The organism is Halopseudomonas sp. SMJS2, from assembly GCF_029866945.1.
Taxonomy (GTDB): domain Bacteria; phylum Pseudomonadota; class Gammaproteobacteria; order Pseudomonadales; family Pseudomonadaceae; genus Halopseudomonas; species Halopseudomonas bauzanensis.
The window spans coordinates 3,291,392-3,310,271 of sequence record NZ_CP123445.1 but is presented as its reverse complement, the minus strand read 5'-3'; the positions used below and the strand labels follow the sequence as shown (position 1 = coordinate 3,310,271).

General features: G+C 58.8%; 17 protein-coding genes. 8 read left to right on the top strand and 9 right to left on the bottom strand.

From position 1 onward, the window contains the following. Positions 1–63: 63 nt before the first annotated feature. The 7 genes from QAO71_RS15475 to QAO71_RS15445 form a co-directional block, all read right to left on the bottom strand. On the bottom strand, positions 64–909 hold the full coding sequence (locus QAO71_RS15475) for an ABC transporter permease subunit (RefSeq protein ID WP_280164833.1): 846 nt from the start codon (positions 907–909) through the stop codon (positions 64–66). Then, on the bottom strand, positions 906–1,805 hold the full coding sequence (locus QAO71_RS15470; protein WP_036988999.1) for an ABC transporter permease subunit: 900 nt from the start codon (positions 1,803–1,805) through the stop codon (positions 906–908). Before QAO71_RS15470 ends, QAO71_RS15475 begins: the two co-directional genes overlap by 4 nt. Beyond that, positions 1,802–2,938: a polyamine ABC transporter ATP-binding protein gene (gene potA / locus QAO71_RS15465; RefSeq protein ID WP_036989000.1), complete on the bottom strand. Its 1,137-nt coding sequence runs from the start codon at positions 2,936–2,938 to the stop codon at positions 1,802–1,804. Before potA ends, QAO71_RS15470 begins: the two co-directional genes overlap by 4 nt. Before the next feature lie 46 nt (positions 2,939–2,984). Next, positions 2,985–4,082, bottom strand: a complete 1,098-nt coding sequence (locus tag QAO71_RS15460; protein ID WP_074779495.1) for a polyamine ABC transporter substrate-binding protein — start codon at positions 4,080–4,082, stop codon at positions 2,985–2,987. 227 nt (positions 4,083–4,309) lie between these two features. After that, complete coding sequence (locus QAO71_RS15455; protein WP_280164831.1) at positions 4,310–5,680, bottom strand: aspartate aminotransferase family protein; 1,371 nt, start codon at positions 5,678–5,680, stop codon at positions 4,310–4,312. Between the two features lie 51 nt (positions 5,681–5,731). Continuing rightward, a complete protein-coding gene (locus QAO71_RS15450) occupies positions 5,732–7,078 on the bottom strand; it encodes a glutamine synthetase family protein (RefSeq protein ID WP_074779493.1) in 1,347 nt (448 codons plus the stop codon). Beyond that, a complete protein-coding gene (locus QAO71_RS15445) occupies positions 7,075–7,845 on the bottom strand; it encodes a gamma-glutamyl-gamma-aminobutyrate hydrolase family protein (RefSeq protein WP_280164830.1) in 771 nt (256 codons plus the stop codon). The genes QAO71_RS15450 and QAO71_RS15445 overlap by 4 nt, the downstream gene beginning before the upstream one ends. A 268-nt stretch (positions 7,846–8,113) precedes the next feature. On the opposite strand from QAO71_RS15445, the gene QAO71_RS15440 reads away from it, so the two are divergent. Then, positions 8,114–9,553 carry a glutamine synthetase family protein gene (locus QAO71_RS15440; RefSeq protein ID WP_280164829.1) on the top strand — a complete coding sequence of 480 codons (1,440 nt, stop codon included), beginning with the start codon at positions 8,114–8,116 and terminating at the stop codon, positions 9,551–9,553. A gap of 113 nt (positions 9,554–9,666) precedes the next feature. Here QAO71_RS15440 and QAO71_RS15435 read toward each other — a convergent pair whose 3' ends face one another. After that, positions 9,667–10,647, bottom strand: coding sequence for a helix-turn-helix domain-containing protein (locus tag QAO71_RS15435; protein ID WP_074779489.1), 981 nt, complete (start codon positions 10,645–10,647; stop codon positions 9,667–9,669). Positions 10,648–10,855: 208 nt separating this feature from the next. Here QAO71_RS15435 and QAO71_RS15430 point away from each other — a divergent pair, with 208 nt between their 5' ends. The 5 genes from QAO71_RS15430 (at position 10,856) to QAO71_RS15410 (ending at position 15,791) form a co-directional block, all read left to right on the top strand. After that, on the top strand, positions 10,856–11,755 hold the full coding sequence (locus tag QAO71_RS15430) for an MBL fold metallo-hydrolase (protein WP_280164828.1): 900 nt from the start codon (positions 10,856–10,858) through the stop codon (positions 11,753–11,755). A 267-nt stretch (positions 11,756–12,022) separates the two neighbouring features. Further along, positions 12,023–13,006 (top strand): DUF1852 domain-containing protein, encoded by a 984-nt coding sequence (locus tag QAO71_RS15425; RefSeq protein ID WP_280164827.1) that lies wholly within the window; start codon positions 12,023–12,025, stop codon positions 13,004–13,006. A gap of 26 nt (positions 13,007–13,032) precedes the next feature. Next, the gene (locus QAO71_RS15420) at positions 13,033–14,067 is read left to right on the top strand and encodes a methionine synthase (RefSeq protein WP_074779483.1); all 1,035 of its coding nucleotides are present in this window, start codon (positions 13,033–13,035) and stop codon (positions 14,065–14,067) included. A 110-nt stretch (positions 14,068–14,177) separates the two neighbouring features. Beyond that, a complete protein-coding gene (locus tag QAO71_RS15415) occupies positions 14,178–14,687 on the top strand; it encodes a flavin reductase family protein (RefSeq protein WP_280164826.1) in 510 nt (169 codons plus the stop codon). A 243-nt stretch (positions 14,688–14,930) separates the two neighbouring features. Next, the gene (locus QAO71_RS15410; RefSeq protein ID WP_280164825.1) at positions 14,931–15,791 is read left to right on the top strand and encodes a zinc-dependent peptidase; all 861 of its coding nucleotides are present in this window, start codon (positions 14,931–14,933) and stop codon (positions 15,789–15,791) included. Here QAO71_RS15410 and QAO71_RS15405 read toward each other — a convergent pair. Further along, a complete protein-coding gene (locus tag QAO71_RS15405) occupies positions 15,764–16,669 on the bottom strand; it encodes a LysR family transcriptional regulator (protein ID WP_036989013.1) in 906 nt (301 codons plus the stop codon). The two genes, QAO71_RS15410 and QAO71_RS15405, sit on opposite strands and share 28 nt — an antisense overlap. A gap of 145 nt (positions 16,670–16,814) precedes the next feature. Here QAO71_RS15405 and QAO71_RS15400 point away from each other — a divergent pair, with 145 nt between their 5' ends. Both QAO71_RS15400 and QAO71_RS15395 read left to right on the top strand, forming a co-directional pair. Continuing rightward, the gene (locus tag QAO71_RS15400; RefSeq protein WP_136868730.1) at positions 16,815–17,642 is read left to right on the top strand and encodes a MaoC family dehydratase N-terminal domain-containing protein; all 828 of its coding nucleotides are present in this window, start codon (positions 16,815–16,817) and stop codon (positions 17,640–17,642) included. Positions 17,643–17,716: 74 nt separating this feature from the next. Next, positions 17,717–18,880 carry an acyl-CoA dehydrogenase family protein gene (locus QAO71_RS15395; protein ID WP_036989016.1) on the top strand — a complete coding sequence of 388 codons (1,164 nt, stop codon included), beginning with the start codon at positions 17,717–17,719 and terminating at the stop codon, positions 18,878–18,880.

Here is an 18,880-nt window from a genome sequence, read left to right as displayed (position 1 = left end):
GAGTCGTTTGCCAAGGCCGCTCCCACAAAATGGACTACATGGTCTGTGCGCGCTGCCGCCGGCTTAGCCGGCCAGTTCGTCATCCGGCGGCAGCATCCGACTGCGTTTGTCGGCACGACGGGCGATGAACCAGATCAGCAGGGTCAGGAGCGACACGGCGAACAGGATCACGCTGGCAACAGCATTGATCTCCGGTTTCACACCCAGGCGTACGGCGGAGAAGATTTCCATTGGCAGCGTGGTCGAACCGGGGCCGGAGACAAAACTGGCCAGGACCAGATCGTCCAGCGACAGGGTGAAAGCCAGCAGCCAGCCGGCGAGGATCGAGGGTGCGATCATCGGCACGGTGATCTGCAGAAAGGTCTTCCATGGTGGGGCGCCCAGGTCCAGCGCGGCCTCTTCGATGGATTGGTCCAGCTCGCCGAGGCGACTGCTCACGACAATCACGACGTAGGCCACCGAGAAGGTAGTGTGGGCAATCCAGATGGTCAGCATGCCGCGGTCGAACAGCACGCCGAACAGCGATTCCAGGATCTGCGCCAGCGCCACGAACAGCAGCAACAGGGACAACCCGGTAATCACCTCGGGCATTACCAGCGGCGCGGTGACCATCCCGGAAAACAGCGTTCGCCCGCGAAAGCGCTGGAAGCGACTCATGGCGAAAGCCGCCAGGGTACCCAGCGCTACCGCTGCGGTCGCCGTGTAAAAGGCGATCTGCAGGCTGCGTTTGACGGCGCTCACCAGCTGGGAGTTATCCAGCAGGCCGACGTACCAATGCATCGACCAGCCGCCCCACACCGTCACCAGCCGCGAGGCGTTGAACGAATAGATGACCAGAATGATCATCGGCAGGTAGATGAACACCAGACCCAGCCACAGCACGACGCTGGAAAAGTCGGGACGCCTCATGCTTTTTTCTCCAATTCCCGGGCCTGGTTGTAATGGAACAAGGTGATCGGAATCAGCAGGATCGCCAGCATCACGATCGCCAGCGCCGAAGCCACCGGCCAGTCACGGTTGTTGAAGAACTCCTGCCACAGTACCTTGCCGATCATCAGGGTTTCCGGCCCGCCGAGCAGCTCGGGAATGACAAACTCACCGACCACCGGGATGAATACCAGCATGGAGCCGGCGATGATGCCTGAGCGGGACAGCGGCACGGTTACCTTCCAGAACGCCTTGATGCGACTGGCACCCAGGTCGGTCGCGGCCTCGATCAGCGTCTCGTCGTGCTTGACCAGATTGGCATACAGCGGCAGCACCATGAACGGCAGGTAGGCGTAGACCACGCCGATATAGACTGCGGTATTGGTGTTGAGAATCTGCAATGGCGCGTCGATCAGGCCGATACTCTGCAAGACCGAATTGAGCAGGCCGTTGCTGCTGAGAATCCCCATCCAGGCATAGACCCGAATCAGGATGGCGGTCCAGGTCGGCATCATGATCAGCAGCAGATAGATCAGTTGCCGCTCACGGGGCGCCCGGGCGATGGCATAGGCCATCGGGTAGCCAAGCGCCAGGCAGACCAGCGTCGCCACCAGGGCGATCTTCAGCGAGCCGAGATAAGCGGCAAAATACAGGCTGTCCTGGGTCAGGAAGATGTAGTTGCCCATATTCAGGACAACCGTCAGCGCCTGGTTGGCATACTGGAAGATCGCTTCGTAGGGCGGGATGGCAATCGCCGCCTGGGAGAAGCTGATCTTCAGTACGATGACAAAGGGCAGCAGGAAGAACAGGAACATCCACAGGTAGGGGATGCTGATGACCAGCGCCTTGCCGCTGGGCAGCCGCAGGTGCTTTCTCATGACGGCAACACCACACCGCCGTCGTCATCCCAGCTTACATAGACCTTGTCTTCCCAGGTCGGGCGTGGCAACCGGCGCTCGGAGTTGGCGAAGAACGCCTGCACCATCTTGCCGCTGTCGAGCTTGATGTAATACACCGAATGGCCACCCAGGTAGGCGATATCATGCACCTCGCCGTGAGCCCAGTTGTATTCCTGTTCCGGCTGTTCGGTCGAAACAAAGACCTTTTCCGGCCGCAGGGCGTAGATGGCACTCTTGTCCTGGGCACGGGTGGTGATGCCGTGGCCGACATAGATGTTCCGGTCCAGTTGCGGACAGTGGATCATCGCGTGGTCTTCCATGTCGGCGGTGATCTCGCCCTCGAAGATGTTCACGCTGCCGACGAATTCGGCCACATGTCGGCTCACTGGACTTTCATAGATGTCCACCGGGGTGCCGACCTGGACAATCCAGCCCTGGTCCATGATGGCGATGCGCTGGGCCATGGTCATGGCCTCTTCCTGATCGTGGGTGACCATGATGCAGGTCACGCCGACGCGCTCAATAATTTCCACCAGTTCCAGCTGCATCTGCGAACGCAGTTTCTTGTCCAGCGCGCCCATGGGCTCATCCAGCAAGAGCAGTTTCGGCCGCTTGGCCAGCGACCGGGCCAGGGCCACGCGCTGACGCTGGCCGCCGGACAGCTGATGGGGTTTGCGCTTGGCATACTTGCCCATATGCACCAGCTTGAGCATTTCAGCCACGCGCTCGTTGATTTCCGTCTTGCTCAACTTGTCCTGCTTCAAGCCGAAGGCGATGTTCTGCTCCACGGTCATGTGTGGAAACAGCGCATAGGATTGGAACATCATGTTGATCGGCCGCTTGTGCGGTGGCAGGTCGGTGATGTTCTGGCCATCGAGCAGTACCCGGCCTTCGCTGGGCTTTTCGAAGCCGGCGAGAATCCGCAGCAGGGTAGACTTACCCGAGCCGGAACCGCCCAGCAGGGCGAAGATCTCGCCCCGGTTGATGGTGAGGGTCACGTCATCCACGGCCAGGGCATCATCGAACTGTTTGCTGATGCGCTCGATCTTGACGAACTCGACCGGCTCGGCCTTGGCCATGGCCTGTTTCATGGCCCCTGCGGCACCCACCATATAGCTCTCCTGTCAGTTGGGGCCGCAACAGCGGCCCCGGGAAGGTTCAACGCCCTGACTTGATCCGGTTCCAGGCGCGGGTAATGATCCGTTGAGATGACAGCGGGCGCGGTTTGGCCACAAACAATTTGGCCATGACTTCCTCGGTGGGATAGATCGCCGGGTCGTTCAGCACGTCCGGGTCAACGAATTCATTGGCCGCCAGGTTGGGGTTGGCATAGGCCACATAGTCGGTAATCGGCGCGACTACTTCCGGGCGCAGGATATAGTTGATGAAGGTATGCGCGTTGTCGGCATTCGGCGCACCTTTGGGGATGGCCATCATGTCGAACCACAGCTGGGTACCTTCCTTGGGAATGCTGTAGCCGATATTCACTCCGTTATCCGCTTCCTCGGCCCGGGCTGCGGCCTGGAATACATCCCCGGAAAAGCCGACAGCAACGCAGGTCTCGCCATTGGCCAGGTCCGAGATATAGCGTGAGGAGTGGAAGTAGGTCACATGCCCACGCACGCTCATCAGCAGCTCTTCGGCCTTTTTCAGGTCGTCAGCATCATTGCTGTTGGGGTCCAGACCCAGGTATTGCAGGGTGGAGGTCAGCATGTCGTCACCGGAGTCGAGCATGGAAATGCCGCAACTGGCCAGTTTGGCGGCAACCTCCGGATTGAAGACCAGGTCCCAGGTGTCGAGCGGGGCGTCCTCACCGAGGATGGCCTGGACCTTGTCGATGTTGTAGCCGATACCGTTGGTGCCCCACATATAGGGAATCGAGTACTGGCTGCCCGGGTCGATGCTGTCCATCTGGTCCATCAGCGCCGGGTTGAGGTTTTTCATGTTCGGCAGTTTGCTGTGGTCCAGCGGCTGGTATACACCTGCCTCGATCTGCTTGGTCAGGAAATGATTGGACGGCACGACTATATCGAAGCCGGAGCGGCCAGTGAGCAGCTTGGCATCCAGCACCTCGTTGGAGTCGTATACGTCATAGGTCACCTTGATGCCAGTTTCCTTCTCGAAGTTGGCGATGGTGTCCTCGGCGATGTAGTCGGACCAGTTGTAGATCTTCAACTCGCCGTTGGCATACGCTGCGCTGGTGAACAACCCGGTAACGGCCATGGCCAGCAATGTCTTGCGCATTGTAAGTTTCATGTCTTCTCCTGTTGCAGACGCTGCCCATGTCGAGGCGGCCTGCTGCTTCTGGTTTGGCCGGTAACGCCAGCCGTTAGCGGTTGATCTGTCACCGCCCGGAGCGGTTCTGGGCGGCTATTCCATGTCTTTTCTGCCCGACGTTGCCGTCGGCGTGGCTAGTGTATGCAAGCGCGCGGCAGGCGGATAGACCCCGCGCGGCATTGTGCCAGTTTTTGCCGTTTACACCCCTAGCTCAGCTGCTCCGCAACCATGTTCAGGCTGCGCCAGGCCTTCTCGAACAGCTCGTCAATCTCCTCCGGTTGAATCACCAGCGGTGGCGACATGATCATGCTGTCACCCACTGCCCGCATTACCAGGCCATTGCTGATGCACAGATCCCGGCACAGGCTGCCGGCGGCACCCTTGCCGGGAAAGCGTTCCCGGCTGGCCTTGTCGCTGACCAGTTCGAAGGCGCCGAGCATGCCGACACCGCGCACCTGGCCGACCAGCGGATGCTCGGCCAGCGCGGCAATCTTGCGCTGCAGGTAGGGCGCTGCCTCGTTACGAGCATAGTCGACGATCTGTTCATCGCGCAGGATTCGCAGGTTCTCCAGGCCCAACGCCGCTGCCACCGGGTGGCCGGAATAGGTATAGCCATGGAAGAACTCGCCGCCGTCGGCGATCAGGCTGGAAGCGACCCGGTCACCGACGATCACCCCGCCCATGGGCAGGTAGCCGGAGGTCATCCCCTTGGCGATTGGCATCAGGTCAGGCTGCAGGTCATAGTACTGGCTGCCGAACCACTCGCCGGTGCGACCGAAGCCGCAGATCACCTCATCGACCACCAGCAGGATGCCGTACTGCTCGACGATGCGCTTGATCTCCGGCCAGTAGGTGGCGGGCGGCACGATGACCCCGCCAGCGCCCTGGATGGGCTCGGCAATGAAGGCGGCCACCTTGTCGGTACCGACCTGGAGAATTTTCTCTTCGAGTTGCCGGGCTGCCCACAGGCCGAACTCGTCCTCGTGCATGTCGCCGCCTTCGCCGTACCAGTACGGCTGGGCGATATGCACTATGCCGGGGATGGGTAAGTCGCCCTGTTCGTGCATTGGTGCCATGCCGCCCAGGCTGGCGCCGGCCACCGTGGAGCCGTGATAGCCATTGATGCGGCCAATGATGGTCTTGCGCTCTGGCTGGCCCTGCAGATCCCAGTAACGTCTTACCATGCGCACCACGGTGTCGTTGGCTTCGGAGCCCGAGCCAGTGAAGAACACGTGATTCATGTGCGCCGGCGCCTGCTCGGCAATGGCGCTGGCCAGTTGCACCGCTGGCGGATGGGTACATTGGAAAAAGCTGTTGTAGTAGGGCAGCTCACACATCTGCCGATAGGCGGCGTCGGCCAGCTCGGTGCGGCCATAGCCGATGTTGACGCACCAGAGGCCGGCCATGCCATCGAGCAGGCGATTGCCATCGCTGTCCCAGAGATAGACGCCCGAGGCCCGCTCGATGATGCGTGTGCCGCGGACGCCCAGGTCCTTGTGATCGCTGAAGGGATGCAGATGGTGGGCTGCATCCAGTGCGCGCAGTTCAGCGGTAGTCAGTTTGCCTGCTGTCGTCATTGCCGGTACTCCTGTGATCCACTGCCTGACCGGGGAGCGCGCCGCCGGTCGCTATACGCTCAGCAAGAGAAACTCCCGTTCCCACGAGCTGATGACGCGTTTGTAGTTTTCGTTCTCCACCCGTTTGACCGCGATATAACCGCGGCAGAATTTTTCGCCGAGGATGGACTGCACATCGGTGCACTGCTCCATGCGCTCCAGTGCCGATTCCAGGGAGAAGGGCAGGCGCAGGTTGCGACGCTCATAGGCCCGGCCCTGCACCGGTGCGGTCGGCTCGATGTGGTTGACCATGCCCAGATAGCCGCACAACAGGCTGGCAGCGATGGCGATATAGGGATTGGCATCGGCCCCCGGCAGGCGGTTTTCCAGACGCATGTTCTGCGGTGTGGAGTCGGGCACGCGCAGGCCCGCGGTACGATTCTCCACGCCCCATTCGACGTTGACCGGAGCCGAGGTGTCCGGCAGGAAGCGGCGGAACGAGTTGACGTTCGGCGCGAACAGCGGCAGCACTTCGGGAATGTAGCGCTGCATGCCACCGATGTAATGCAGGAACAGCTGACTCATGCTGCCATCGGCATTGGCGAAGATATTCTCGCCGGTTTTCGCATCGATGATGCTCTGGTGCAGGTGCATGGCGCTGCCGGGCTCGTTGGTGATGGGCTTGGCCATGAAGGTGGCAGTCACATCGTGTTTCAACGCCGCCTCGCGCATGGTGCGCTTGAACACCAGCACCTGGTCGGCCAGGTGCAGCGGGTCGCCATGTCGGAAGTTGATTTCCATCTGCGCGGTGCCTTCCTCGTGGATCAGCGTATCCAGATCCAGGCCCTGGGCCTCGCACCAGTCATACATATCCTCGAACAGCGGGTCGAATTCGTTGGCGGCGTCGATCGAGAACGACTGACGACCGGTCTCCTGGCGCCCGGAGCGACCGACCGGTGGCTGCAACGGCAGGTCCGGGTCCTCGTTGCGCTTGGTCAGATAGAACTCCATCTCCGGCGCCACCAGCGGTTTCCAACCCTTGTCGGCATACAACCGCAGGATCTTCTTCAACATGTTGCGCGGCGACATCTCGATCGGCTCGCCGTGCTTGTCGTAAACGTCATGAATGATTTGCGCGGTGGGCTCGATGGCCCAGGGCACCAGATAGATGCCTTCGTCATCCGGCTTGCAGATCATGTCGATATCCGCCGGGTCGAGCAGATCGTAGTAGACATCGTCTTCCACGTAATCGCCGGTGACCGACTGCAGCAGAATGCTCTCGGGCAGGCGCATGCCCTTTTCCGACATGAACTTGGCAGTCGGCGCGATCTTGCCCCGGGCGATGCCGGTGAGGTCGCTGACCATGCATTCGACCTCGGTGATTCTGTGTTCCCTGAGAAAAGCTTCAATCTTGTTCATACAGTCCTCTTGGGCCGGGCGGCTCGGGCCCGGCAGGCGTCGCCAAACGCCTTGAATATACGTCTATAGAACGGGTTTTCCATTACCTTCCATTCTGGATGCCACTGTACGCCGAGGGCAAAGGTGGTGGCTGCGGTAACGGAAAAAGCCTCGATAAGTCCGTCGGGCGCCGTTGCTTCAGGCTGCAGGCCGGGGGCCAGACGGTCCACACCCTGGGTATGCAGGGAGTTGACCTGTGCCGAGCTGCAGCCAGCAATGCGATCAAGCAGGCCTCCCGGTTCGATGCGCACCTCGTGGGCGGGACCATACTGCACATCGACTGGCTGCTCGGTATCTTCCCGGTGTTCAATAAAACCGGGCACCTCATGCAGGCGCTGGTGCAGACTGCCACCGAAGACCACATTCATTTCCTGGAAACCCCGGCACAACCCCAGCACCGGAATATCGCGCTCGACTGCCAGACGGATCAACGGCAGGGTGGTGGCATCGCGTTGCGGGTCATGCTGGGTACCCGGAGCGCTGGCCGGGCCGGCATAGTGCTGGGGCTCGACATTCGAGGGCGAGCCGGTGAACAGCAGGCCGTCGAAGGTATCGAGCAACTGGTCGATCAATAGCTCATCGCCCAGGGCTGGAATCAGCAGGGGCAGGCCACCGGCAGCGTCCAGCGCCGCACGAATGTATTTCTCGCCGGCCATATGAAAGGGGTGCGGGCCGAAGTGGGTGGTGCAGCAGGATATGCCGATCAATGGCTTGCGGTTAGCGGACATGATAACGCCTGTGCGGCTCACGACTCTGAAGGGTTGTTGTTCAATTTTTCATACAATAGCAACAAAAAATACTAACCACAAAATGATGATGTTCTGCTGACAAGCGCGGACAAAAGTCGGCCCGCAGGTCTCCGATATGGATCGTAAAGGGTGCAGCCATGCCTCATTTCGGGGCGGTCGGGGTTCTATTGACTCACTGGAGCCTTTCGGATTTACTCTCAACTCAAGAGTCATGGTTGATATATTTTACAAATAACAGGTGGCCATCATGTCCTTTCAAGCCGATGTCACGGGCGTCGGTACCGAGCCCGCCGAGGTCATCGCCCTTGACGCTGGGAACATCGTTCCGGCCTCGGTGCAGGAAGCCGAAGCCTTTCTCGAGGCGTATCCGGAAGTCCATTTCATCGATCTGTTGATTGCCGACATGAACGGCATCGTACGTGGCAAGCGGATCGACCGCTCGGCCCTGGTCAAGGCCTTCGAGCGCGGTATTGCCTTGCCAGCCTCGGTATTCGCCCTGAACATCCAGGGCACCACCGTCGAGGAAACCGGTCTCGGTGTGGAAATCGGCGATGCCGACCGCATCTGCCTGCCGATCCCCGGCACCCTCTGCATCGAGCCCTGGCAGAAGCGCCCGACCGGGCAACTGCTGATGACCATGTACGAGCTGGATCGCAAGACGCCGTTCTTCGCCGACCCGCGGTACGTGTTGCAACGAGTGGTGGAGCGCTTCACTGAGCTGGGCGTAAAACCGGTTTCGGCCTTCGAACTGGAATTTTTCCTGATCGATCAGGAAAATATTACCGGCCGGCCGCAGCCGCCGCGCTCGCCGATCTCCGGCAAACGCCCCAATTCGGTGCAGGTCTACTCCATGGACGACCTGGACGAATACGCGGAGTTTCTCGAGGACGTCATCGAGGCTGCCCACGAGCAGGGCATCCCCGCTGACGCCATCGTCGCCGAATCGGCCCCCGGCCAGTTTGAAGTCAACCTCCATCACGTCGATTGCCCGGTCAAGGCCTGTGACTACAGCGTGCTGCTTAAACGGGTGATCAAGAGCGTGGCCTACGACCACGAGATGGACACCACCTTCATGGCCAAGCCCTACCACGACCAGGCAGGCAACGGCATGCACGTGCATATCAGCCTGGAGCGCGACGGACGCAACCTGTTCGCCCCGGATGCCGACGGCAACCTGTCCGATTACCTGCGCTGGGCCATCGGCGGCCTGCTAGAAACCCTGCCGCAATACATGGCCTTCCTGTGTCCCAACGTCAACTCCTATCGCCGCTTCAGCCCGAGCTTCTTCGTGCCCTGCGCCCCGACCTGGGGTATCGACAACCGCACCGTGGCGGTCCGGGTACCGGGCGGCGAGCCGGACGCCATGCGCATCGAACACCGCCTCGGCGGCGCCGATGCCAACCCCTACCTGCTGATGGCAGCGCTGCTGTCGGCCATCCACCACGGCATCAGCAACCGCATCGAGCCGCCGGCAATGACCGAAGGCAATGCCTATGAACAGCATGAGCAATCGCTGCCGACCAACCTGCGCGACGCCCTGCGTGAGCTGGAAGGCTCCGAGGTGATGAAGGAATACATCGGCGAGGAATATCTCGACGTCTTCGTGCTGTGCAAGGAAAGCGAGCTGGAGGAGTTCGAGAAGACCATCTCGGATCTGGAATACATGTGGTACCTGCACACCGTATAGCGGGCGCCAGTAACCGAGTCAGGCATGGTTGAGATCGGGCCGGTTGTTTACCCCGGCGCCGAGCAGGCCGCCATCTTCGGCCGGCCTGCTCGGCGGCTGTTCGTGAGATGAAATCAAGTCATTGATGATGCTGTCGCGTTTACCTGATTGTTGAAGGTGCGCCGATAGCTGGACGGTGACGTGCCCAGCTGCGCCGCGAACTGCTGCCGGAGCGCCAGCGGCGTACCGAAACCCACCGCCGAGGTAATGCGCTCGATCGACAGATCGGTGGTCTCCAGCAATTGCTGAGCTCTGGCCACCCGTTCAGCATTCAGCCATTTGGTGACGGTAGTACCGGTGGCCTCCCGGAAACGCCGGGTAAAGGTGCGCCGGCTCATTTTTGCCACCTCGGCGAGGGCGTCGAGTGACAGCGGTTGCGCCAGGTTCGCCCGTGCCCACTCCAGTACGCCGGGCAGGCGGTCATCGTTGGCACAGCGTGGCACCGGCCGCTCGATGTATTGCGCCTGGCCGCCGGCCCGGTGCGGCGGGGTGACCAGCAGCCGGGCGACATGGTTGGCCGCCTCGGAACCATGGCGCTCGCGCAGCAGGTGCAGACAGCAATCGATGGCCGCGACCGTGCCGGCAGAGGTAACAATATTGCTGTCGGCAACATAGAGCACGTCGGGCCGGAACAGGGTGCGCGGGAAGCGCTTGGCAAACATCTCGCGCGCGGCCCAGTGAGTAGTAGCTTCGCGGCCATCCAGCAAGCCCGCATGGCCCAGCGCAAAGGCACCCAGGCACAGGCCCACGATCAATTTGCCCTGCTCGTGGGCCTGTTGCAGTGCTGCTGTCAGCTCGGGAGAGGTGAGCTCCCCGGGATCACTCCAGGCCGGCACGATGATGATATCGGCCTTTGCCATGGCATCGAGACCGTGGGGCACATCGATCATCACACCCTGATCACTCCGTATCCGGCCCGGATTCTGCGTGCAATACAGCACCTCATAGCGAGCAGGAGCGATCCCTTCATCCGCACCGAAGACCATGCCGGGGACGGAAAGGTGGAATAGACTGACCCCGTCAAAGGCCAGTACGACTACACTGATGTCGGACATGGAATTACCTCTCGAGCGAAGTAGCAGCGGGTGGAAAACGGGTTGCCCAAATTTATCCTATATAGGGTATCGGGTCAAAGCGGCTATTTTGGATGGCAGCTGCAGGGGTGGCCCATTTATATCGAATATTGTCATATAGGCCACTTTTTTTGATTGCTGAGGGAGCCGACAATGGCAGCACCTTCACTGGCTATCCCTGGAGAAACACATGACCATGAAAACCCTTGCCAGCTCGCTCGCTGTGGCCCTGAGCCTGAGCATCGCTGCGACATTTGCCCATGCACAACCTGCTACTTCTGCTACCAGCGCATCCACTACTACCGCGGCTGTGCAGTTGCAGCAGATCCGCAATGCCACGGTGAAGATCACCTACGGCGACACCACCTTCCTGATCGACCCGATGCTATCGAAAAAAGGCACCTATCCGGGGTTTGAAGACACCTATCGCAGCAACCTGCGCAACCCGCTGGTAGACCTGCCCATGTCCGAGAAGGACGTTATTGCAGACGTCGACGCAGTGATCATCACCCATACCCATCTTGATCATTGGGACGATGCTGCCCAGCAGTTGCTGCCGAAGGATATCCCGCTGTTTGTGCAGAACCTGGCTGATGCATTGATGATCCGTGGACAGGGTTTTACCAATGTTCGCATCCTTTCCAAGGCCGAGTTCGAGGGCGTGACCCTGAGCCAGATTGGTGGCCAGCACGGCACTGACGAAATGTATGCCTCGGCGGAAGTGGCAACTTTCCTCGGTGAGGCGATGGGGGTGGTATTCCAGTCGCCAAGCCATGACACGCTGTATCTGGTAGGTGACACCGTCTGGCGCGATGAAGTGGATATGGCGCTTGCAGACTACGCCCCGCAGATCGTCCTGATCAACGCAGGCTATGCAATGATGAATGGTTTTGATGGCTCGATCATCATGGGCAAGGAAGATGTACTGCGGGCGGCCAAGACAGCGCCGGATGCCACCATCGTTGCCACGCACATGGACGCCATCAACCACATGGCTCTGACGCGCGAAGAGCTGAAGGCATACGTGCAGGAAAAGGGTATCGCGGATCGCGTTGAAATTCCGGAAGATGGCGCGACGCTCAACTTCTGAGATTGTAATAGCGATATCAAGCCAGGCTGCTGTCAAAAGCAGCCTGGCTTTTTTGTGCCTGGGCTCCGGTGATTCAGTGACAAAGGGGAACCGTCCTTTCGAACGCGGCGCATCATGAATATGACTAAAGACGTAGTGAAATCATTTCATTGTTACTAAAGCAAGGGCACAGCATAAGATATGTCCCAACGATAGGAAGTATAAAGATTACTGCGAGAAAAAAGCCAGAGATCTGGTTTGTCTCGAAAATCAGGGTTTCAGATTACCATGTGTAAAGAGTTTGCATTTACTGTTAAAAGCGTTTGTTTCGATGAGAACTACCAGCCCTCAGCCAATACGCGTGCCACAACCAATTTTGCTAATTTGGCTAGAGGGGAGAGTCGCCAAGAGAATTTGCGTAACACCTTGAACATGATTGACAATCGTTTTAATGCGCTGGCGCATTGGGATAATCCCAAAGGCGACCGTTATACTGTCGAGCTTGAAATTATCTCTGTCGAGATGAATGTTGATGCTGAAAACAGTGGTGATGCGCTCCCGTTGATTGAGATATTGAAGGCGAGTATTGTTGATCGGAAAACTGACGAGCGCATTGATGGTGTTGTAGGGAATAATTTCTCCTCGTACGTGCGAGATTATGACTTCAGTGTGCTTTTGCAGGAGCACAATAAGAGTCGGTCCGCATTTAGTACGCCAGATGACTTTGGCGATTTGCATGGCAAACTGTTCCAGTGTTTCGTTAACTCAAATGCGTACAAAGAGAATTTTAGCAAGCCACCGGTTATATGCCTAAGTGTTTCGAGTAGCAAGACCTACCATCGGACTGAAAATCAGCACCCTGTATTGGGCGTGGAGTATCAACAAGATGAATACTCGTTAACTGACGAGTACTTCAAGAAAATGGGGTTGAAGGTTCGCTATTTCATGCCCCCAAATAGTGTTGCGCCTTTGGCTTTCTATTTTTCTGGTGATTTGCTTGTTGATTACACCAATCTTGAGCTTATCAGTACCATCAGCACGATGGATACTTTCCAAAAGATCTACCGGCCTGAGATATATAATGCGAACTCTGCAGCGGGAAAATCCTATCAACCCCGTTTGGATAACCAGGATTATTCGTTAACGCGAATTGTTTATGACCGAGAGGAGCGCAGCCGACTGGCTATTGAGCAGGGAAGGTTTGTTGAGGAGCACTTCATCAAGCCGCACCGGGCTGTTCTTGAGCAGTGGTCCGCTAATTACGCTCTTTGACTAATCAACAACAAAGGTCATCTATTATGAAAAAATTGTTGCCCACATCAACGGCTGGCAGCTTACCCAAACCCTCTTGGTTGGCACAACCTGAAACACTTTGGTCTCCTTGGAAATTGCACGAGGAAGGATTGGTTGAGGGGAAACGAGATGCTTTACGTGTGTCGTTGCAAGAACAGCAGCAAGCAGGTATTGATATTGTCAGTGATGGTGAGCAAACGCGCCAGCATTTCGTCACTACCTTTATTGAGCACCTCAGTGGCGTTGATTTTGAAAAACGTGAAACCGTTAGAATTCGTGATCGCTATGATGCGAGCGTACCGACGGTCGTGGGTGCTGTTACGCGGCAAAAGCCGGTTTTTGTTGAAGATGCCAGGTTCTTGCGTCAGCAAACCAAGCAACCCATAAAATGGGCTCTGCCAGGCCCCATGACTATGATCGATACGCTGTATGACAATCATTATAAAAGCCGCGAAAAACTGGCTTGGGAGTTTGCCAGGATTCTCAATCAAGAAGCCAGAGAATTAGAGGCCGCGGGTGTTGACATTATCCAGTTTGATGAGCCCGCATTTAATGTTTTCTTTGATGAGGTGAATGATTGGGGTATTGCCACTCTGGAAAGGGCGATTGAAGGCCTTCAATGTGAAACGGCTGTGCATATTTGCTACGGCTATGGCATCCAGGCCAATACAGACTGGAAAAAGACCCTGGGGTCAGAGTGGCGACAATATGAAGAGGCTTTTCCCAAGCTGCAAAAGTCCAGTATCGATATAGTCTCACTGGAATGTCACAACTCTCATGTTCCGATGGACCTCATTGAGCTCATTCGAGGCAAGAAAGTCATGGTAGGGGCCATTGATGTGGCAAACCATGCGATTGAAACACCAGAAGACGTTGCCAGTACCCTGCGCAAAGCGCTTCAGTTTGTAGATGCCGACAAGCTCTATCCTTGCACCAACTGCGGCATGGCGCCATTACCTCGGCGAGTGGCAAGAGGCAAGCTGAATGCGTTAAGCGCAGGTGCGGACATCGTCCGAAGAGAGCTCTCGAGCCAGGGCTGAACTGACGTTGGAATGGGGGCGGGGAGGTTGTCTCGGTAACTTGAAAGTTACCGAGCTACGTCAAGCCTTCCTCAACACCTTCGAGCTACACCCGATATTCAGGACCTACTATGTCGCTTCCCTGTACAGCTATCGAGCCATTGCGCTTTCGCAAAGCGCTCGGGCATTACGCATCCGGTATCACGGTGATCACATCACACATTGATGGCGAGCCGGTTGGCTTCACTTGCCAGTCATTTTATAGCGTGTCGATGAGTCCGCCGCTGGTGTCATTCAGCGTTAAATCCAGCTCGTACAGCTATCCTGGAATGCGCCAGGCCGGTCGATTCGCAGTCAATATCCTGTCAGGTGAACAGGTCAATATTTCTAACCAGTTCGCTCGGCAAGGCACGGACAAGTGGCACGGAATCAAATGGCGGGCATCGCCGCTGGGGAATCCGATCATTGCCGACAGCCTGGACTGGCTTGATTGCGAAATTCACGCTGAACATGCCGCAGGTGATCACCTGATCGTGATTGGTGAAGTGAAAGCGTTAAACCTGCAAGAAGCTGCTGCTGCGCAGCCACTACTGTATTTCAAAGGACAATATTGCAACCTCACCGCGCACGGCGCGGTTTGAGGGTTCAGTGCTCGGGCTTTTCGTGTTTGGCAAAGTGGCAGGTCTTACGCCACGTCAGTTAGCGATGGCTGGAGCGGTATGCCGCTTTGCAGATGGATGTGCACTGGTTGCTCGGGGAGGCGTGTCGTCGCTGTGTATACAGACTGTAGACACAAATCTGATTGAACGAGTAGGCGCCATCAACCGACTGTATGAGGCGCTGAACCGCTCATCAGGTTCCTTGGTAGGTCACCCTGCGATCGGATGCCGTATCATGGCTGGAAAACGGATTCAGAGTTCCCCTGCACTGGAGAAATTGCTATCAGCAAACAGGCCACACGTCGCGAGCGACGCAGCTGGTGGCAACGCCTGAGCCACTGGCGTGAAGACCGACAGTTGCGCCGGCTGGCCGTATCCGCCGAGCAATGGCAGCAGGCGTTGGGCGACTGGGCGGTTTACCGGCGTTACTCACCGGAGCAGCAGCGCCGTATTCAGGAACTGGCGCTGCGCCTGCTGCTGCGCAAGCACCTGGTGGCGGTCAACGGCGCCGAGCTGGATGATCACCTGCGTCTGCGCATCGCCGGGATGGCCGTGGTGCCGGTACTGGAATTGGGGCTGGACTGGTACGACCGTTGGCAGACCCTGATCCTCTACGACGGGCCTTTCGTCGCCGAGCACAGCTGGGAGGATGAATATGGAATCGTCCATCAGGAAGTCAGTGAGCGTAGTGGCGAAGCCTGGGAGCGCGGCCCGGTGGTGTTGTCGCTGGAGGATGTCTGTCACTCGGGGCAGGGCGATGGTTACAACGTAGTCATCCACGAACTGGCGCATACCCTGGATATGCGCGACGCCAGCGCCAATGGCGCGCCGCCGCTGCATCCCGGCATGGATGCGGCGGCCTGGCAGCATGATTTTGCCGCGGCCTGGAATGATCTGGCGCGTAGGGCCGACAACGACGAGCCGTTGCCGGTGGATGACTACGCACTGGAAGACCCGGCGGAATTCTTCGCCGTGCTGTCGGAAACCTTCTTCGAATTACCCGAATCACTGCAGACAGCCTGGCCTGCGGTGTATCGACACCTGACGGGTTTCTACCGTCAGGATCCGCTGTCCTCAAGACCGTAGGTCTGCAATCGGTCGATCAGAGCTCGGATCACCTTCGGCAAAGCCTCCAGATCCCGTAACAGAATGCTGCGTTCACGCACGCGCCAGGGCTCATTCAGCTCGATCACCGCGAGGTTCATGGTGCGCTGGTGACGGCGGGCGGCAGAATCCGGCATCACCGCCAGACCGACCCCGGATTCGACCAGCCGGCACATGGCCTCGAAGCTGTAGACCTTGATGCGCATGTTCAGACTGTTGCCGTTCTCGGCGACCTGCTCCTGCAGAAATCGCAGCAGGGTGGTGCCTTCATGCAGGCCGATATGGGGATAGCCCGCGGTTTCCGCCAGCCTGATGCTTTGGCGCCCGGCCAGCGGGTGATCTTTGGGGGTGACCAGCACCAGCCGGTCGGTGCTGAAGTGAATCACTTGCAGGTTCTCGGCTTTGACCGGCCCGGCGATGATGCCCAGGTCGGTGGAACCATCCAATACGCCACGCACGATATCCCGGCTCAGGCGTTCCTGCAGGTCCACCGTTACACCCGGGCGCTCAGCCAGAAAGTCGCCGAGAATCTCTGGCAGGAACTCCGTGGCCGCAGTGGTGTTGGCGAAGATTCGGATATGCCCGGCGGCGTCGGTGCCATATTCGGTGAATTCGCTTTTCAAGTAATCCACCTGACGCATGATCAACCGCGCATGCTGCAGAAACAGCTGGCCGGCCGGGGTCAGTTCCACGCCGCGACTGTCGCGGTAGAGCAGGCGGTTGCCGACCTCGGTTTCCAGACTCTTGATGCGGGCGCTGGCGGCGGCGGGTGAGATGAACGCCTTGCGTGCGCCCTGAGTCAGGCTGGGCGACTCGGCGATATGAATGAATAGACGAAGGTCTGATAAATCGAAATGCATGCTGCGCTGTATCCCGCGAAAAAGCTGACGTGCGGCCTTGGCGTTAAGTAAAACCGAACGCCCCCTTCCCGAAATGTAGATTCACAGATCGGTAGCCCCTTGGCAATGATATTGAAAAATACCAGCAAGCCATGGGATTCAACCGATGAGCGAATCAGTATTATCCGCCTGGATCGGACGCAGCGAAGAAGTTCATGATCACCTCAGCCTGACCCTGCTTCAGCGCATCGCCGCCACCCTGGGCGAGCCGGCGCCACAGGCCGGTGATGCCTTGCCACCGCTGTGGCAGTGGTGCTTTTTCCAACCGGCGGTAGCGGAAGCCGGGCTCGGCGGCGACGGTCACCCAGCCCGTGGCGGTTTCCTGCCGCCGGCGGACAACCGCAATCGCATGTGGGCCGGCGGGCGTATCGAGTTTCACCAGCCGCTCCGGGCCGGGGCTGATGCCAAACGCATCTCCACCATTCTCAAGGTTGAAGAGAAGCACGGCCGCACCGGTGCGCTGCTGTTCGTCACCGTCCAGCACGATTATCTGCAGGAAGGTGAACTGGCGCTCCGCGAGGAACAGGATATCGTCTACCGCGAGCCCAGCCCACCAAAACTGGCCACTGGCGCAGCACTGCCCGAGGGTGATTGGCGGGAGCCGGTCACACCCAGCCCAACCCTGCTGTTCCGTTATTCCGCCGTCACCTTCAACGGTCACCGTATCCATTACGACTGGCCCTATGTCACCGAGACCGAAGGTTATCCGGGTTTGGTGGTGCACGGGCCGCTGATCGCCACGCTGAATCTGCGGGCCTTCTGTCGGGCCAACCCGCAGGCGCGCCTGCGTCGTTTCGCCTATCGCGGTGTTCGGCCGCTGATTGCGCCGCAGAACTTTGTCGTGGGCGGTCGCCGCACCGACACCGGCGAGGCCGAGCTGTGGGCAGGCAATAGCGACGGCATCGCCCAACAAGCCGAAGTGCAATTCGACTGACTCTCCATCGACAGAATCCGACGCCTGCGGCAGCCATGGCGCGCCGGGGCCGACCCTGAACCAGAGGAACCGAGATGAATCCGTACCTGAACGAAGAATACAACGCCATCCGTGAAGGCGTGCGCGCCCTGTGCGCCGAGTTTGACGGCGAATACTGGCGCAAGATCGACGAAGCCAAGGGTTTCCCCGAGGCGTTCGTCACGGCGCTGACCCAGGCCGGTTGGCTGTCGGCGATGATTCCCGAGGAGTACGGCGGTTCGGGGCTGGGACTGGCTGAGGCGTCGATCATTCTGGAAGAGGTCAACCGCTGCGGTGGCAACTCCGGCACCGTGCACGGGCAGATGTACAACATGTTCACCCTGCTGCGTAACGGCAGCGAAGAGCAGAAGAGCTTCTACCTACCCAAGCTGGCCAGTGGCGAACTGCGCCTGCAATCCATGGGGGTGACCGAGCCAACCACCGGCACCGATACCACCAAGATCAAGACCACCGCGGTGAAGAAGGGTGACAAGTATGTGATCAACGGCCAGAAGGTGTGGATCTCGCGCATTCAGCATTCCGACCTGATGATCCTGCTGGCGCGGACCACACCGCTGGCCGAGGTGCAGAAGAAGGCCGACGGCATGTCGATCTTCCTGGTCGACCTGCGTGAAGCCGTCGGTAACGGCATGACCGTGCAGCCGATCGCCAACATGGTCAACCACGAAACCAACGAGCTGTTCTTCGACAACCTGGAAATCCCCGAGTCGAGCCTGATCGGCGAAGAGGGCAAGGGCTTTCGCTACATCCTCGATGGCCTGAATGCCGAGCGCACGCTGATCGCCGCCGAATGTATCGGTGATGGGCACTGGTTCACCCAGAAATCCGCTGAATATGCCCGCGATCGCGTGGTGTTCGGCCGGCCGATTGGCCAGAACCAGGGCGTGCAGTTCCCGATTGCCGAGGCGCATATCGAGATCGAAGCGGCGGATCTGATGCGCTGGCGCGCCTGTGAGGAATACGACGCCGGGCGTAACGCTGGCGCGGCGGCCAACATGGCCAAGTACCTGGCGGCCAAGGCGTCCTGGGAGGCGGCCAACGCCTGCTTGCAGACCCACGGCGGCTTCGGTTTCGCCAACGAATACGACGTCGAGCGCAAATTCCGCGAGACCCGGCTGTACCAGGTGGCGCCGATCTCCACCAACCTGATCCTGTCCTACGTGTCCGAGCACATCCTCGGCCTACCGCGCAGTTTCTGA

Excerpts from the sequence above, each read along its gene's own strand:
- QAO71_RS15445 (WP_280164830.1), bottom strand. The coding sequence starts at position 7,845 with ATGTCCGCTAACCGCAAGCCATTGATCGGCATATCCTGCTGCACCACC.
- QAO71_RS15470 (WP_036988999.1), bottom strand. The coding sequence starts at position 1,805 with ATGAGAAAGCACCTGCGGCTGCCCAGCGGCAAGGCGCTGGTCATCAGC.
- QAO71_RS15395 (WP_036989016.1), top strand. The coding sequence starts at position 17,717 with ATGAATCCGTACCTGAACGAAGAATACAACGCCATCCGTGAAGGCGTG.
- QAO71_RS15455 (WP_280164831.1), bottom strand. The coding sequence starts at position 5,680 with ATGACGACAGCAGGCAAACTGACTACCGCTGAACTGCGCGCACTGGAT.
- QAO71_RS15440 (WP_280164829.1), top strand. The coding sequence starts at position 8,114 with ATGTCCTTTCAAGCCGATGTCACGGGCGTCGGTACCGAGCCCGCCGAG.
- QAO71_RS15435 (WP_074779489.1), bottom strand. The coding sequence starts at position 10,647 with ATGTCCGACATCAGTGTAGTCGTACTGGCCTTTGACGGGGTCAGTCTA.
- QAO71_RS15430 (WP_280164828.1), top strand. The coding sequence starts at position 10,856 with ATGACCATGAAAACCCTTGCCAGCTCGCTCGCTGTGGCCCTGAGCCTG.
- QAO71_RS15400 (WP_136868730.1), top strand. The coding sequence starts at position 16,815 with ATGAGCGAATCAGTATTATCCGCCTGGATCGGACGCAGCGAAGAAGTT.
- QAO71_RS15460 (WP_074779495.1), bottom strand. The coding sequence starts at position 4,082 with ATGAAACTTACAATGCGCAAGACATTGCTGGCCATGGCCGTTACCGGG.
- potA (WP_036989000.1), bottom strand. The coding sequence starts at position 2,938 with ATGGTGGGTGCCGCAGGGGCCATGAAACAGGCCATGGCCAAGGCCGAG.
- QAO71_RS15410 (WP_280164825.1), top strand. The coding sequence starts at position 14,931 with ATGCCGTATCATGGCTGGAAAACGGATTCAGAGTTCCCCTGCACTGGA.
- QAO71_RS15420 (WP_074779483.1), top strand. The coding sequence starts at position 13,033 with ATGAAAAAATTGTTGCCCACATCAACGGCTGGCAGCTTACCCAAACCC.
- QAO71_RS15405 (WP_036989013.1), bottom strand. The coding sequence starts at position 16,669 with ATGCATTTCGATTTATCAGACCTTCGTCTATTCATTCATATCGCCGAG.
- QAO71_RS15450 (WP_074779493.1), bottom strand. The coding sequence starts at position 7,078 with ATGAACAAGATTGAAGCTTTTCTCAGGGAACACAGAATCACCGAGGTC.
- QAO71_RS15475 (WP_280164833.1), bottom strand. The coding sequence starts at position 909 with ATGAGGCGTCCCGACTTTTCCAGCGTCGTGCTGTGGCTGGGTCTGGTG.
- QAO71_RS15415 (WP_280164826.1), top strand. The coding sequence starts at position 14,178 with ATGTCGCTTCCCTGTACAGCTATCGAGCCATTGCGCTTTCGCAAAGCG.
- QAO71_RS15425 (WP_280164827.1), top strand. The coding sequence starts at position 12,023 with ATGTGTAAAGAGTTTGCATTTACTGTTAAAAGCGTTTGTTTCGATGAG.